Source organism: Nostoc sp. CMAA1605, from assembly GCF_021596505.1.
Lineage (GTDB): Bacteria > Cyanobacteriota > Cyanobacteriia > Cyanobacteriales > Nostocaceae > Trichormus.
Genome location: NZ_PJIZ01000025.1, coordinates 1 through 17706, shown reverse-complemented (window position 1 = coordinate 17706; position 17706 = coordinate 1). Strand labels below are relative to the sequence as shown.

General features: G+C 39.0%; 10 protein-coding genes. 7 read left to right on the top strand and 3 right to left on the bottom strand.

What is annotated here, in order from left to right; translation table 11 throughout:
- Positions 1–140: 140 nt before the first annotated feature.
- Positions 141–1271 carry a homocitrate synthase gene (nifV, locus tag CV014_RS11385; RefSeq protein WP_236142164.1) on the bottom strand — a complete coding sequence of 377 codons (1131 nt, stop codon included), beginning with the start codon at positions 1269–1271 and terminating at the stop codon, positions 141–143.
- Positions 1272–1861: 590 nt separating this feature from the next.
- Between nifV and CV014_RS11380 the strand changes: the two genes are divergently transcribed.
- From CV014_RS11380 to CV014_RS11370, 3 genes are all read left to right on the top strand, one after another.
- Positions 1862–3664, top strand: coding sequence for a response regulator (locus CV014_RS11380; RefSeq protein ID WP_236142135.1), 1803 nt, complete (start codon positions 1862–1864; stop codon positions 3662–3664).
- 2 nt (positions 3665–3666) lie between these two features.
- Complete coding sequence (gene pelF, locus CV014_RS11375; protein ID WP_236142134.1) at positions 3667–5187, top strand: GT4 family glycosyltransferase PelF; 1521 nt, start codon at positions 3667–3669, stop codon at positions 5185–5187.
- 109 nt (positions 5188–5296) lie between these two features.
- The gene (locus tag CV014_RS11370; RefSeq protein ID WP_236142133.1) at positions 5297–6106 is read left to right on the top strand and encodes a spherulation-specific family 4 protein; all 810 of its coding nucleotides are present in this window, start codon (positions 5297–5299) and stop codon (positions 6104–6106) included.
- Positions 6107–6245: 139 nt separating this feature from the next.
- Here the strand turns inward: CV014_RS11370 and CV014_RS11365 are convergent, their stop codons facing one another.
- Positions 6246–7862 carry a hypothetical protein gene (locus CV014_RS11365; protein WP_236142132.1) on the bottom strand — a complete coding sequence of 539 codons (1617 nt, stop codon included), beginning with the start codon at positions 7860–7862 and terminating at the stop codon, positions 6246–6248.
- 1331 nt (positions 7863–9193) lie between these two features.
- Between CV014_RS11365 and galE the strand changes: the two genes are divergently transcribed.
- From galE to CV014_RS11345, 4 genes are all read left to right on the top strand, one after another.
- Positions 9194–10405, top strand: a complete 1212-nt coding sequence (gene galE, locus CV014_RS11360; protein WP_329608374.1) for a UDP-glucose 4-epimerase GalE — start codon at positions 9194–9196, stop codon at positions 10403–10405.
- Between the two features lie 122 nt (positions 10406–10527).
- Positions 10528–15600 carry an Ig-like domain-containing protein gene (locus tag CV014_RS11355; protein ID WP_236142131.1) on the top strand — a complete coding sequence of 1691 codons (5073 nt, stop codon included), beginning with the start codon at positions 10528–10530 and terminating at the stop codon, positions 15598–15600.
- A gap of 204 nt (positions 15601–15804) precedes the next feature.
- Positions 15805–16119, top strand: coding sequence for a hypothetical protein (locus CV014_RS11350; RefSeq protein WP_236142130.1), 315 nt, complete (start codon positions 15805–15807; stop codon positions 16117–16119).
- Positions 16120–16202: 83 nt separating this feature from the next.
- Positions 16203–17354 (top strand): hypothetical protein, encoded by a 1152-nt coding sequence (locus tag CV014_RS11345; protein ID WP_236142129.1) that lies wholly within the window; start codon positions 16203–16205, stop codon positions 17352–17354.
- Positions 17355–17421: 67 nt separating this feature from the next.
- Here CV014_RS11345 and CV014_RS11340 read toward each other — a convergent pair whose 3' ends face one another.
- Complete coding sequence (locus CV014_RS11340) at positions 17422–17655, bottom strand: hypothetical protein (protein WP_236142166.1); 234 nt, start codon at positions 17653–17655, stop codon at positions 17422–17424.
- Between the last annotated feature and the right edge of the window lie 51 nt (positions 17656–17706).

The following is a 17706-nucleotide window of genomic DNA, read 5'->3' as shown; positions in this document are numbered from 1 at the left end:
AATGTATAATCCTTTACGTGATTTTAATATGCCCAGATTGTGATCAAAAGTAACTTTTAAATGATTTTTTCACAAAAATATCCCTGAATTTTCATATAATTCAGGGATATTTAGGTTCAGATTCATATTATTTATAGATTTCAACTAGCTTGTGAGTTTTGTTGCACTTTAACTAAAAATAACAACTCTTGGGTAGTCAGACTGCGTTTTTTCTGCATAGATGCTTGACGTACTGCATCTAAAACGGATTGCGTATCTTCTGAGTTGAGAATAATACCATGCTGTTCTAAGACATTGGATAATAAATGTCTCCCAGAATGTTTACCTACTACTAACCGCCGCGAACTACCAACTTCTTCCGGTGCAAATGGCTCATAGGTATGGGGATTTTGCAGTACCCCATGAGCATGAATACCTGATTCATGGGCAAAGTTATTGTCTCCCACAATGGCTTTCCACGGTGGTACACCGTAACCTGATGCAGATGCTACTAGTCGAGAAATTTCTATCAATCGCTGTGTATCAATTTTTAAATCATATTTATATAAATGTTTTAAAGCCATGACGACTTCTTCTAAAGCTGCATTACCAGCCCTTTCTCCTAAACCATTGACTGTAGTATTAATGGATGTAGCACCTGCTTTTACCCCAGCTAGGGCGTTAGCTGTGGCTAAACCGAAATCATTGTGAGTGTGCATTTCTATAGGAATAGCCAAAGCTGTTACGAGGTGTTTGACTTTGGTGTAAATGGTGAAAGGTTCGAGAATCCCTACTGTGTCACAATAGCGAAATCTCGATGCTCCCCATGCTTGAGCCGAAAGCACCACATCTTGGAGGAAGTTATCTTCGGCTCTAGAAGAATCTTCTCCACCGACAGAGACGAACAGCCCTTGATCAACGGCGAAACTCACACTATCTTTCAGTTTTTGCAGGGCTAATTGCCATTTTCCTTGAAATTTAGCGTTAATTTGGATGTTGGAAACGGGAATCGATATATGTACCCGTTGCAAACCGCAAGCAATGGAAGCTTGAACATCTGAAATGACGGCGCGATTCCAACCTAATAGCTTGGCTTGCAAACCTAACTCACAAATCGCAGCAATGGCGTTTTGTTCAGCTTTCCCCATAGCAGGAATACCGACTTCAATTTCATCAACGCCAATCGCATCTAGAAATGTGGCGATCGCAATTTTTTCTTCTATGTTAAAAGCAACACTAGCCGCTTGTTCACCATCACGTAATGTGGTGTCATTAATCAAAACTTGGTTCATTTTTATTGATGCTGATTGCTCATTATTTATCGTAATAGATTCTACTTCTGTATTTTTAGCATCGGCACAAAACAGTGGTTTTTCTGTTTCAAGCAAACAGTGATTAATAATTAACGGCTAGTGGGTAATATTTCCACATTCTCAAAGCTGTTGCCGATGATTTTGATACATTTCTGGCTCTTTATCATAATTTTACTTTTTGAGTAGTTGCAAATCCCACCCCTGGAAATTGTGTAATCAGAGGTTCAGAGGAAAAGAAGTGCGATCGCCAACTAGCAACGGAAAACTTCTTGTTTATCTTCTTTTAACAGGTGCTTGTACAGAAAAATCATTATAATCAGTCAATAAAAATGTAAAAATACGTATATTGATGAATGATTTAGTGGTAATACTTGATATAATTCGTGCTGGTAAGTCAAAAATCCAAAATCCAAAAGTACCAATAAATAAACATTAATAAGAAAATAATGGACGAATTTAGTTCTTCTAGATAAGGCTGTTTCCAATTACACAAAGTCGTATTTTGACTTCACATCTAATAACCAAATAAATCATCCCCATACTTTTAATTAAAACACATTGATAACTGCATGGTTCGTATTCTGCTGTTTAGTGAGCAACAATATATTAGAAGATACTTGCAAGCTCTATTAGATCCAGACTTGGATTTAGAGGTAATTGCAACAGATCAAAAAGTCAAGGATGCAATTAAGCAAGTAGAAAATTCACAGCCCGATATTGTCTTGATGGACATAGATATACTCGACATAGATGGGGTGAAAGCTACTCAGAATATATGTCAGCGATGTCCTCACACCAAAGTTTTAGTGTTGAGTAGTAATGATCGAGATGAATATATTCATCAAACCTTGGATGCAGGCGCAATGGGCTATCTACTCAAAGATGTATCTGTGGAGGAGTTACGAGAGGCAATTCGCTTTGTTTGTCAAGGTTATAGTCAATTAGAATCCAGCTTACTGGAAAAAACTATTTTAAAAGTTCCGGCATCGACTTTAGTATCATCAAATGTCACAGAAAGAACATCTAGTGTCACAATTCCTGTACAAGAGAACAAAGTCAAATTATCTGGTCAAAAATCTGATTTCCAATTATTCGGCAAATTAATACCTCATCCTAGTCCTAACCAGTCAGAACCATCTGGAAATAAACAAATTGCTTGGTATCAATTACTAATATTGCTCATCATTGCTGTTAGTTGTACAGTTGGTATTTATCTTATACGTCAAGTGCTGAGAAAGCCTCTACCAGCATTGAACTACTTACAACAAGAGTCAACACTGTTAGGAACAGAGTTTACAGGGAAAGTCAAGCCAGCGCAAACATTAAAAATAGCTGCATCAGCTCCTTCAGTGGTAGAAAAAATTAATATCCACATTGGTGATAAAGTACGACTTGGTCAACCGTTACTAGTTTTAAAAAACCCAGATGGTGACAGAGAAATTCAACAATTGTGGCAGCAACGGCAAAGTATTTTACAGCAGGAACAAGCAGCACTGCAACAACAACAAGCAGCTCAACAGCAAGTTTTCATCTGGGAGCAGAAAATTAAAGAGAGCGATCGCCAAGAAACACCACTAGCGACTAAAATAGCTGATGCTGATTTAGAGGTAGCTTTAACTCAAACTCAAGCCGATAGACTACCTTTACCGCAAAGACAAGATTCAGTAGAGAGAACCAAAGCAATTTACGAAAGGTCTCAATCACGAGTGCGTCGGTTTCGACAACTGTATCAACAAGGTGCGATCGCCAAAGACCAGTTAGAGCAAGCAGAAGCCGACCTCAAAGTAGCAAAAGCAGATTATCAAGTAGCCCAAACTGCTGCTGTGACTGCCAAAAATCTACAAATAGCCAAACAACAAAAGTTTCAGCTACAGCGTCAGGTATCCTTAGAACAACAACAGTCAAAGCAGCAAGAACTCAAAGCACAACTACAAAATCTGCGTTTAGAGTATCAACAAGCCACGGAAAGATTAAATCTCATCCGTGAACAATCAACTCAACTTTTACAGCGTCAGACACCATCAGTAAATACCATTGTGAAGTCAACAAGTGCTGGTGTAGTGGTGCAATTACCAGTAAAAATAGGCGACCAAATCTTCACGGGTAATCCGCTTTTAGAATTGGCGCAATTGAAATATTTGAATGTGGAAGTATTAGTCAATGCTCGTTTAATTAACGCTCTGCGTCGGGGTCAAAAAGCAACGGTGCAAATAGGTACAGGAGAAGCGGCTCAGAAGTTTGACGGCAAGATTGTCACCATTAATCCCTTACCATCTGAAGACATGAGCCACACCGTAGAAATCCAGTTTGAAAATCCTACCGATGCTTTACTCGTGGGGCAAATGGCAGCTATCCGATTTTTACCAGAGTGATTATGAACAGAGTCTCTGTATTATTAACCACTGAAGGCACTTATCCTTACCACAAGGGAGGCGTAAGTACATGGTGCGATGCCCTCACAAATCAACTGCCAGAGATAGATTTTCATTTGTTTGCGATCGCAGCTAATCCTTATTTAGAATTACGCTATCAGTTGCCGTCTAATATCAAACAACTGATGAAAGTGCCTTTGTGGGGAACAGAAGACCCTGTAGAATACTCTTGGCGATTCCCCTTTTCCCAAGCCTTTCAAAGCAAACTAGCCACCACACAAAAAGTCATCGCCACTCAATTCATCCCCCTGTTTGAGCGTTTCTTAACAGCAGTTCTCTTAGCCGAATCAGATATTGAACAGTTGGGCTATATTGTGCTGGCAATTCACAAATATTTTCAGCGTTATGACTACCACAAAACGATGGAGTCCAAACTGGTATGGTCAGCTTTTCGACGTTTAACTGCTACTGATTGGCATCCGTTGGTTAATCCTCCCGCCATCAAACTCATCGAACAAACGGAAGCCATGCGCTTACTATATCGGTTTCTGATTCCCATTCATCTCCCTGTTCCCCAAACCGATATCACCCATGCTTCAGCCGCCGCTTTTTGTGGCTTACCCTGTATCATTGCCAAGTTAGAACGAGGTACACCTTATCTGCTCACCGAACATGGGGTGAATATCCGAGAGCAGTATCTCAATTTAAATCGCAGTATTTCCTCCCTATTTGTACGCCAATTCTTGTATCGATTAATGGGAGCGATTGTTAAACTCAACTATCACTACGCCGATCAAATTTCTCCAGTTTGTGAATACAATGCTCGTTGGGAACGTTGGTGGGGTGTGCCTGAGCAGAAAATCAAGGTAATTTACAATGGGGCTGATCCCAACGTTTTTCATCCTACCGCGCCGGTAGCGAAAGAGCGTCCTCAAGTCATGAACATGGGCTTGATTTTTCCCCTCAAAGGTCAGCTAGATTTGATCGCCGCAGCCGCTATTGTGCGCGACAAAATCCCCAATGTGGAATTCCGCTTCTACGGTCGTCCTTCCGACGAAAAGTATTTTGCTCAATGTCAAGAATTAGTCCGCACCGAGCATTTAGAAGCCAACATTAACTTTGCCGGATTTACCAGTGAGCCTTGGCGAGCTTATAGCGAGGCCGATGTCGTAGCTATGTCGAGTATTTCTGAGGGCTTTCCTTATGCTCTGATTGAAGCTATGCTCTCCGGTGCCACCATTGTATCTACAGATGTAGGGGGAGTGAGTGAAGCTTTAGGTGATACAGGATTGCTAGTACAAGCCCATCGTCCTCAAGCCCTAGCGGCGGCGATTTTGCAGCTACTAGAATTACCCGCATCTGAAAGGCGCAAATTCGGACAGCGCGCCTATGAACGCGCCCTGAAGTTATTCACTCAACAAAAATTCCTAGATGCACATTTGGATACTTATTACAACCTTATCCAACAAGTAATAACTGACACAAATAGTATCAAAAAATTGGCGATCGCATCTTTGAACTAAAAATAGCAGTAGCCAACCTTCTTAGGCTCACCTGTAACCTGTAACCTGTAACCTGTCACCTGTCCCCCACTATATGAATCTTCATTTCAAAACGACAACAAAATTGATTATGGGTGCTTTATTGACAACCTCCCTCGCTTGTAGTGCGATTAAGCCAGAAATTGCCACTGCACAGGTGAAAATTCTCATTCCCCTCTATTCCTACCCCACCTGGTACAATCCCCCCACTTACACTTGGCCACAAGTCGCGGCGGCGGCGCGTCAAGTCCCCATCACAGCAATTATTAATCCCAATAATGGCCCCGATAACGGCCCACCAAATAGAGATTATGCCAGAGGAATCCAAGACCTCAAACAAGGAGGCGTAACTATCCTGGGTTATGTTGCTACTAATTACGGCAAGCGTGACATTAATCAAGTAAAAGCCGATATTGATATCTACGCTAAACATTTCCAGCTTGACGGCATTTTCTTAGATGAAGCCGCCAGTGGTTCAGACAAGCTCGACTATTACCAAAATATTTACAAACATATTAAAACTCAACCCAAACTGCAAATGGTCGTACTCAACCAAGGGACTCAAACCGACCAAGAATACCTAACCCGACCAGCAGGGGATACTCTAGTCATTTTTGAAAATTATTCCACAGCTTGGAATCAATACCAACCTCAACCATATCTGAAAAATTACCAGCCTCAGCATTTTTCCTGTTTAATTCACACCGTCCCCGATGCCGCTACGATGAAACAACATATCAATCAAGCTGTGGCACGTAATATCCAATATATCTATGTCACCGACGATAGCCCTGATCATCCTGACAAAGACCCCTGGAATAGCTTACCCTCTTACTGGCAAGAGGAAGTAAATCACATCCACTCCATAAATCAAAAAGCTCAAAAGTCTTCAGGAAAGTAACTTATCTTTCTGCGTTCTTCTTTGCGCCTTTGCGCCTTTGCGTGAGCTTTTAAATAGTATTGTTAGCAACACCAAAGTATTTATGCAACAAATCTATTCTTCCCCCCCTGCATAAGATATTTTTTTAGTTAGAACGCCCTCAAAGCTCTTCAGGAAGCCGAACTTGATAAATCCTCAAATCCTGATCCTCATAATAAATCGCCACATCTTGCTCATGGAGGCGACGATAAGTCTCACACATCTGTAATGTTGTAAATTCTAAACTCGCTCGACCTGCCGAGGAACGATAATAAAGATAAGTAGGGTCAGATAAGACCGAGTAGGGGAGTGATTGACTTGCCCTTAACCCCGTAACTAACGGTCGTTTTTCCACAAAGATAAACAGATGAGGTACTGAATAACGAAAGTGAAAATTAGGTTTACTGACTAGAGATGAATACTTCTCCACAAATAAACCCATATCCTCATACCAACCTGCACCATAACTTTCGGCTAGTTGTTCAATGGGCGCAACTATCACCCATCGCTTCAGGGGAAATCGGACTCGTAGTTCCAGGGTCTTACGAGCAGCCATATCATATTCTAGATAGCTGATTTTAGGAGGCAATGGCAACAGAAAATTAATTGCGATCGCCAGCATCAAAATCAACGATACAATCTCAGACCATACACCCAATATCAAACTCAACAGCCAGCTAGTGAGAGTTAAAAAGAGTCCCCAAAGCCAACTTAATCCTACAGGTAGTGTGACTAAAAAAGTGTTTGCCGATCCCCAGGGATTTTCCGGTAGAGCTAAGGCTAATGCCAATACTATCCAAATGATAGTCACTACAGTCAGGGCAAATCTGCCACCACCGATAAAGCTGATTCCTCCGCATAATGCCAAAATCAGCAACTGAGGTTGAATGATAGCCACAATTATCAAGCAACAGACTGCATCTATCAAGGCTATTCGACGGTGTTGAGTTCTAGAGGCTTCCCAAGCACGCCCTAAACCTAGAACCAAACATATCACCCCGATTTCTAAGTCACCCCCAGCCCATTGGTGAATTAACGAAGTATTCAAACTACCTGTAACTGTATTTAGCCATTGTTGTATCCAATTCGGCACAAATTGAGGAATTTCTATATGGGAAGTGAAAATATAAGCTCCTAAGCTATACATCGCCCCCATCACAGCTATTCTACTGTTAGTAATTACACCCATACTATAGCCAACACTCAGTACCAACAGACAACCCAACAGAGGACTGAGGAAGCGAATCACCTGCATAGCATCCATAGCACCCAACAGTGATAAGACAGCAGCTAACGCAGAAAAGGCTGGAAAAGACTGCATCTGTGCATTCACATCACCGGCAAGGATTTGTCTTGTAGTCAACAACAAGCTATAACTATCGGGATTAGTAAAACGTAGTTCTTGCCAAGGATATTCAAAACGAAGTAATACCGCAAATGTTAAAATTACTGTCAGTATGAGAACATCTTGGATATTTTGAGTAATAGCGATCGCAATTACTTTTTGAATATTCAGGAATTGTTTTTTGGCAATTTGCCCCATCCCATCAAGAGCCTGACTAATTTTAGGTAGAAAGCCTTGATCTAGAGCATCTAAAACAGTAAATGCTATCCCTTGAAATATCAGATTGTACTGTTGTTTCACACGCCAACTATGGCGATGCAACCAACTGAGGAGAAAACAACCGCCATATAAAATTACTAGAGTTAACCAGCTAAACAAATGCAAGGCACTCAAAAATTTCACCCCAATCAATGTCACTAGTAGCATTCGCGTCCAAACAGCTACTATTCGATTTACCCAAGGAATTGTATTGGGCAACACAAAAATGAGACTGGGTAGCCAAAAAAACAAAATTACCAGCAGTATTGCTACCCATATAGTAGTAAGCAAATCAAAAATAAAGGTTTGCAAATGTAACACAATTATTTTTACCGACAACAAAGTAGTTCATCAAATACTCAGCTAGTAGAAAATGATCGCTAAAATCTCATAATTATACACAACCAGACTGCTCTTTTAACTTAAATAAATATAAACCTATACTCTAGACTCTAAGTTTCTTGAAACGATAATCTTGCTAAATCAGAAAAATCTTACCATTAGCAAATAAATTAACTCTGAGTACCAATTTTTTTTTATAAAAATTTTATGTTTAAATTAAAAATCCTGATGTTTTTATGTCAATTCAGGACTTTTACTTATTTTTGTCAAAAAGTCTTGATGATTTGTTGCTTATTAGAGTAATTCGTGATACATAGAAAAGTAGTAGTTAACTTTACACAAAATTTAGCTACCCATTAAGCAAGAATCTGTAATTATTCAGAGTTAGATAATGATGCAAAAAGTATTTGCCTTATTTTCAATACTCTTGACTTTTCAGAACTATTTTAATATCTGCTTAACCCTAAGTTAATAAGTGTTTTCCTAGACTCGACAAGTTCCTTCGCTGTGTCCTGAATACTTGTTGAATATCGTAAATCCCTAATGAATGTTAAAAGCTAAAAATACCTTTATACAAAGATTTTAATGATGGCGATCGCGTTGCCATTAAAATTACTCAAGCCCAACTTGAATGCTAGAACATTTCTTTAAATCAACCCCTTTTTAGACAAAAGAATGGGCTAGTTTCTAGATATTAACATGGCAGTTGATGTTAGATCGTGAGCATTTTCACATCTAGCAAAGTTTATCTTGCACACATGATTTAAGCTAATCAGCATTTAAGTTGCGTAAAGCCAGAACTGTTTGCGGAGCATTACCGTAGGACAGCACTTACTATCATGACTCCGGCAAGCCTGATGGCAAATGTCAGTCGCTAATGAGGAAAATCTCCTAAGTACGCATCATTGATTCATACCAATTCACTAAAATCATGAAACAGATACAAATTAAGAAAACCTTGCAAAATCAAAAATACGGATTTCTTAATTTTGGATTATGAATTTTGAATTGGTATCACCTCCTGCCTCAGAACCAGTTGATTTGTATTTCATGTACATCAAAACTGCTGTAGTTCTTTAACAGTGCAGGCTCAAAAATATTTATTAACTTTCAGGTATAAAAAAATGACTAAAAAAATATTAGTAACTGGAGGAGCAGGATATATTGGCTCACATACAATCCGCCAGTTAGGAGAAGCCGGCTATGATATCGTTGTGTACGATAATCTCTCTACAGGCTCAGGCGCATCAGTAATTTATGGGGAATTAACGATTGGTAGCCTTGAAAATAAAGAGCTATTATTGCAAACTTTTAGCCAACATAAATTCGATGCGGTGTTGCATTTTGCAGCTCATATATCTGTACAAGAATCAATAGCCAAACCTCTGAACTATTATACGAATAATACTTTTAACACACTAAATTTATTAGATTGTTGTCAATTATTTCATGTTAAAAAATTTATTTTTTCTAGCACAGCCGCAGTTTATGGACAAACTCAACAAGAGCAAATAACCGAGTTATCACCGACTCAACCCATTAACCCCTATGGTCACTCCAAACTCATGAGTGAACAAATTATCCAAGATTTTGCTAAAACATCTGGATTAAAGTACGTCATTTTGCGGTACTTTAACGTTGCTGGAGCAGACTCTACAGGCAAGTTGGGTCAGTCTGCAAAGAAGGCAGAACACCTAATTAAAGTAGCTTGTGATGCAGCTTTAGGCCGTCGTTCCTCTGTCAATATCTTCGGCACAGACCTCCCTACTCCAGATGGAACTGGGATCAGAGACTATATCCATGTTGAAGATTTAGCCAAGGCTCATGTAGATGCCTTGCATTATTTAGAAGCAGGAAATGATAGCCAAATATTCAACTGTGGTTATGGTCAAGGCTACAGTGTACGGGAAGTCCTAAATATGGTGCAAAAAATCTCTGGAGTAGACTTTCCTGTAATTGAGAGCCAACGACGAGTAGGAGATCCAGCTTGTGTTGTAGCCAATGCTCATAAAATTCGCACTATTTTAGGTTGGAAACCCAAATATAACAGTTTAGAAACTATTGTCTCAACAGCCTTAATGTGGGAGCAAAAATTAATAACTCTAGCGACATTAGAAAAAAATATAGCCAGACAAAATTTTAAGTTAGGTGCTTTATTGTTAGAACATAAAATTATTTCCCAAACTCAATTAACACAGGCATTACAAGAGCAATCAGTAACCAAACAAAAATTAGGGGAAATTCTCGTACACAAATCAATTATTCCTCCACAGATGCTGGAAAAGTTTCTGCTGGAGCAAAATTGGAGAAAACAAGGAATTTGGTTACAAGTTTAAATCACAAGTAAGTAAGGCTAGTATTTGTATTTCCAGATAGATAAACAAAATAATGTAGTTATGTTTAATCGTTGATTTTTGTTGTTTTTTTGAAAAATTCACTTTTTAAGGAGTTATAAAACATGAGTGGTGATTTAATCTTAATCAATCTTCAAGAACTACTAAAAAAAGCTATCAACAATATTAGTGAGTTCTTTGTTTCTCCAGATTATTACCAAAGAATGAATCTAGTATTTGGCGATACTTGGGATGAAGACAAAGCTCAGGCTGTAATTCAGGGATTAATCAACTATACAAATATCCCGAATATTAAAATTGTTGACTCCTCAGCAATTAATGGTGGACAAGGGGCTTTTGATAGTTTTAATAATACGATTTACTTATCGCAGGCACTTTTAAGTGATGTTGATAAAAGTGTTGCTGTTTTAATAGAAGAACTCGGCCACTATCTAGATTCTCAGATCAATACCCAAGATACAAGGGGCGATGAAGGGGCTGTTTTTGCAGCCGTTGTCCAAGGTCAAGAGCTATCTCAATCTCAACTTGCAGCACTCAAAAGTGAGAATGATACTACTAGTGTCATCATTGATGGTCAAGCCAGAATCTTAGAGCTAGCAACTACCTACGGTAATATCAGCCTTGATGGTAGCTTAACTGATTGGACATCTGCTGATAGATTAGATTTTCTTGCTGGCACAGGGCAACCAGGATATGAACTCTATGGGAAGTACGCAGGAGACGCTTATGTTTTTGCTTTTAAATCAAATAGCCAAGCGATAGGTGCTGGTACGACAGTATGGCTAAACACAGATAGAAACACCACTACAGGCTATCAAATATTTGGTCAGACTGGAATTGGGGGAGCAGAATATAACATCAACTTCTTTACAGATGCTCAACCCTACCTCTACACAGGAGGAGCAGGACAAAATTTAGTCAGTGGCCCTTTAAACTATGCTTATGGTAGTAATAATCAAATAGTGGAATTTGCCGTTCCAATATCGTCCCTGAATGGCACCCCACAGGCAATTGATGTATTAATAGATATTAATAATCAAACATTTTTACCCGCTAATTATTCTGCTCAAAAATATTCAGTTTCAGTTTTACCAACAAGGACAGATTTAAGTAAAAAAGTAGGTATTGTTTTCTCAGAAACCACTGCGAAAAACTTCTTCCAAGACAAAGCCTATAATCAGCTTTTCCTGTCCATGCAAAGCCAAGCGATGCAGGCGGGTATTCCCTTTGATATCCTTACAGAGAATGACTTAACGGATATCAATAAAATTGTCAATTATGACGCGCTAATATTTCCTTCTTTCCGCAATGTGCCTTTAGCGAAGCTAGATGCAATTCAAAATACACTTACGGATGCAGTCTATAAATATAACATTGGGATCATTACTGCCGGAGATTTCTTAACAAACGATGAAAATAATAATGCTCTAGCCGGAGACTCCTACATTCGGATGAAGCAGTTGCTGAATTTGACTAGAACCGGTGGTGGTGGCCCTGTGAATGGGATTCTCAACGCAGAGAATATTACTCATCCAGTTATGCAAGGTTACTCTGCTGACGAGACAATTCGTGCTTATAATGGCATATTTTTTAATACATATGGTGATGTAGATACTACTGACAATAACACACCCATAATCCTCGCAGATTTTGCAGTAAATGGACAGAAAAACAATGCTGTTATAGCGACGCAAACCGGTGGCAGAAATGTGCATTTCGCTACTGAAGGATTCATGGGAGATAATAATTTAGTCTGGCAAGCACTCCAATGGGCGGTATTAGACAATAAACCCAAAGTGGCTTTAAATATGAGCCGAGATGCGAGTATTTTTATTTCTCGCAATGATATGGATCAATCTCAGGAAGCTGATGATGTGAATCCTGATGGAAATGCTCCTGGGATTTACGATCGCCTGCTGCCGATCCTGACACAATGGAAAAATGACTATAATTTCGTAGGCTCATACTACATCAATATCGGTAACAATCCAGCAAATGGGCAATTTACCGATTGGACTGTCTCCAAGCCTTACTATGACCAACTTTTAGCCTTACAAAACGAAATTGGCACCCATTCTTATACTCATCCAGACTTCACAGACCAATTAACGCCAGCACAATTAGAATTTGAATTTAATCAATCAAAATTAGTCATTCAGCAACAATTAGGGATTCAAGTCTCAGGAGCAGCGATTCCCGGAAACCCAGAAGGAGTAAAGGTTTCTCAAGAACTTCAGAAATACTTATCTTATGTTTCTGGTGGTTATGCCAGTGTAGGTGCAGGTTATCCCAATGCTTTTGGATTTATGTTTCCGGGTAGCGACTATGTGTATTTAGCTCCCAATATGTCCTTTGACTTTTCGCTAGTGGAGTTTCGCAAGTTAACACCACAACAGGCGGAAGCAGAATGGTTGAAAGAATACACTGGGCTAAAAAATCATGCAGCTCAAGCCATTATTCATTTTCCGTGGCATGATTATGGCCCAACAGTCTGGGATACAGATCCAACAGATAATCTTCCCTCGCCTTACACTGAGGCCATGTTCACTAATTTTCTGGCCAGGGCGTACAACGATAACACAGAATTTATCACTGCTAGCGATTTGAGTAACCGCATCAAAACTTTTGAAAAATCCAAGTTATTTATTGATAGTAATGGGAATACGATTACTGCCAATGTTGTAGCTACTGATGTGGGTAATTTTGGACTGAATATCGATCCAACTCAAACGATCAAAAGTGTAAATAATTGGTATGCCTACGATAAAGATACTGTCTTTTTACCTGCCAGTGGTGGTCAATTTACCATCAATTTGGGAACAGTTCAAGATGATGTTACCCGTATTGTTGACCTGCCAATGCGTGCTAAATTAACCTCTGTTGTCGGTAATGGCACAGATTTAGAATTTACATTCTTTGGTGAAGGAAAAGTTCTCTTAGATTTAAAAAATCCCACTGGACTAAATCTTGTTACTGAAGGTGCAAGCAGTACGAATCTCAACGGCGAGATTCTGACGATGAATTTTAGCGGTCTTACTCAACATATCGGCAGAGTAAGATTAAATGTGGATACCCCTCCCACAGTAGCCAATCCCATTCCTGATGTCAGCGTCAATGAAGATGCTGCAAATACAGTAATTAATTTAAGTAATGTCTTCACTGATATTGATAATGATCCCAGTAGCATTATCAAGACAGTTAAAACTAATAGTAACAGTAGCTTAGTCAATGCCAGCATTGTTAACAATAATTTAACCCTGTCTTATCTGCCTAACCAATTTGGGACAGCCACAATTACGATTAGTGGTACATCCAATGGCAAAACTGTTGATGATACCTTTACAGTTAACGTTGCACCTGTAGATGACGCACCGATCGTAGTTAATCCCATTGCTGATGTCAGCGTCAATGAAGATGGAGCCAATACGGTAATCAATTTAAGTAATGTTTTCACTGATATTGACAATGATCCCAATAGCATTATCAAGACAGTTAAAACCAATAGCAACAGTACCTTAGTCAATGCCAGCATTGTTAACAATAATTTAACCCTGTCTTATCTGCCCAACCAATTTGGTACAGCCACAGTTACAATCACTGGTACATCTAATGGTAAAACTGTTGATGATACCTTTATAGTGAACGTTGCACCTCTAGATAATGCACCGATTGTAGTTAGTCCCATTCCTGATGTCAGCGTCAATGAAGATGCTGCCAATACAGTAATTAATTTGAGTAATGTCTTCACTGATATTGATAATGATCCCAATAGCATTATCAAGACAGTTAAAACTAATAGCAACAGTAGCTTAGTCAACGCCAGCATTGTTAACAATAATCTAACCCTGACTTATCTGCCCAACCAATTTGGGACAGCCACAATTACAATTAGTGGTACATCTAATGGCAAAACTGTTGATGATAGCTTTATAGTTAACGTTGCACCTGTAGATGACGCACCGATTGTAGCCAGTCCAATTGCTGATGTAGTTGTTAATCAAGATTCTGCTAATACCATTATTAATTTAGGGAGTATCTTTACTGACATTGACAACGATCCTAACGCCATTACCAAGTCAATTTTAGCTAATAGTAATAACTCCTTGGTTAATGCCAGCATTGTCAATAATTCTTTAACATTACAATATTTACCCAATCAATTTGGTACTGCACAAATAACTATTCGTGGTACTTCCAATGGCTTAACTGTTGATGATACTTTTAGTGTGACTGTCAATCCTGACGGCAACATTATTAATGGTACTTCTGGAAATAACACTCTTCGCGGTACCAATGGTAGAGATATCATCAACGGCTTTGGTGGTGATGACCTTATTTATTCCTACGATGGTAATGATCTCGTTTATGGTGGCGATGGTAAAGATACTATCGTGGGAGGAAATGGAGACGACACTCTCATAGGTGGTAACGATGATGACACATTATATGGAGATACAGGGAACAACCTGATTTATGGGGATGCTGGGAACGATAAGTTATATGCTGGTTCAGGTAACGACACTCTTATAGGTGGTAGCGGTAACGACATATTATCTAGTAACGCAGGGAAAGATGTGCTTTATGGGGATGCTGGGGATGATGTGTTACACGGTGGTTCAGATAACGACACTGTTACAGGTGGTAGCGGTAACGACATATTATATGGTGAATCGGAGAACGATCTGATTTATGGGGATGCTGGGAACGATGAGTTACGCGGTGGTTCACATAACGACACTCTTACAGGTGGTAGTGGTAACGACATATTATATGGTGAATCAGATAATGATATTCTAATTGGTGTAAACCCTGATGATATTTTGGCAGGCGTAGGGGAAATAGATACCTTATATGGTGGTGGTGGCTCTGATTTATTTATCTTGGGCGATAGAAATAAAGCTTACTACAATGATGGGAATAATAGTACATCTGGAACAAATGATTATGGACTAATTGAGGACTTTAGTATCATTAGTGGTGATAAAATTCAACTTTACGGTAATGCCTCAAACTATAAACTTAGTAATACGTTATTCAATTTAACTTTCGGTTACTATAGAACAGTTTCTTTAACCACTGGTGGTCAAGATGAACTAATTGGTATTATTGACAGTCTTGATGTGTTGAATAGTAATTTTTTGCTGACGAATACTAGCATTTTTACTTATGTGAGTTAAACAACTCCTAGTGTGAGTTTGATCTGTATATTGTGAGATGATGAACTCTCATAGCAATGTTATGTGAAGTTGTTGTCAATCAATGATGTAGAGACGTTGTATGAAACGTCTCTACAGTATTAGATGAACAGGACTTACGCAACTGGCAGAATAGTAAGGTGCCTGTATCAACTTACTGACAGTTTCAATTAAACTAAATATAAAATGATGATTCCACAAGATGAGAAAATATGTGAGCTAGTTGTATCTATTGCAGAAGTTAGTTCAGAAATTGCCGACTTTTGGCAAGTAACAGCAATCATAGAATCATTAGGTTATACAGATAGAGTTATTCGTCAGGAATTTGGTTTTGCAGATGCTTTATCTTTAGGTAAGCATATTTATGAGCATTACCAATTATCTCCAAAACCAAAATCAAAACCAAAGCAAAAAATGCTTGGTGGTATCTACTTCATGAAATACAAATATTTATTGATCAATTCTCTCAAAGTTTTGTTTACGCTCTACCTTTGCTGTTGATATTGCTTTTAGAATCTTTTCATATCGATAACCAATCTCAGTTATTACCACCTGAATTAGCTTCACTAATCACTCTGGCAACGATGGCAAGTCTAACAATCAGTGGCGGATTTGTACAGATGATTAGCCGTAGAGGAGAATTTTATCTGAAGTTGGGTGAGCCAATGCAAGGTAGAAGAGTCTGTTTACCTATTATTTACTTGGGTACAGCTACTAGCATTATTTTAGGTTTATTTGGTCTCTGGTTTGGTTTTTATCAGGGTCAATTTGCTGATGAATATTTGATGTTAGCTGCTTTGTATTATCTGGTTTTGAGTTTACTGTGGATGTTACTAGCAGCATTGGGGATTCAATTACGCTGGTTTCCACCGTTAATTATGCTAGGTTTAAGCATACTGTTTGTGTTTTTAAGAGTTTGGGTAAATTTAGATGCGCTAACATCCCAAATTATCAGTATGTTTGCCACTTTAATAGTAGTCATCGGCTTAGTTGCTTTGGGATTGGGTAAAGATAATCGAACTAGTCAAAGCAGTAGTGCGAAAGCCCCTTTACCACGATTAAGTTCGCTGGTGTACTTACTGTCTCCTTATTTCTTTTACGGAATAGCTTATTTTAGCTTTATTTTTGGCGATCGCATGATCGCAGGCTGGGCTGTAAATCCGGCTTCTGGGCTAGTCTTTGCCATTGATGCCGGCTATCAGCAAGCAATGGATTTAGCTCTGGTTAATTTTCTGTTGCTAGTTCCCTTAGTTGAATATTTGAGTTATCAATTTATTCGTTATTGGTACGGTAATACCAAAGATATGAATATGGAAAAACTCAGTAGTTTTTCTTCTAAATTGTTTTATCGCTACTGCTTAACTATAGGCATAACTATTATATTTTTTGGACTATGTATGGCTGGAACATTGGGATTTCTAAAACCCGCTTATTGGAGTCTAGAAACAAATTTAAAGTCTTGGGTTGGCTCGTTAGGATATTTATTCTTTGTTATCGGCTTATTCAATGCAATATTATTGTTCAGTCTGAATCAAACAGTGACTGTAATTAAAAGTATTATCCCTGCCCTATTACTCAATTTGATTTTAGGTTACATCTTGGCACATCTTATTAGTCCAGATTGTGCTGTCATTGGTTTAGTAACTGGCGCAGCTTTGTTTATGTTGCGCTCAACTCTTAAAGTTCTGCAAGCAATGAAACAACTTGACTACATATATTACATTGCTGGATATTAATTCCTGATTTCATTAATCTGTAACTGCTGCTTCTCCATCCGTGAGCATCATCAGTAGTAAAATGCTGTTAGGGTTTTACTGGCAGTGCAGTTGCGTGCCAACCAGCCAACTCACAACAAGGTTCCTCGGCTGAAGAAATACGCCGATCTAAACATTTTTGGCTTAAAACGCTTAAGCTTAATTCAATCTCTGCAACATTAAGCCCCTCTGGTGACGCTCCTGCGTCGCTAACACCAGTTGCTACCCTACGGTAACGCTCCCTCCGCGAACAAGTCGGCAAAGCCGACGACTCTTGCTTCAACGAGGGAAACCCGCGCAACGCAGTGTCTCCTCAACGCACTGGCTCACCAAC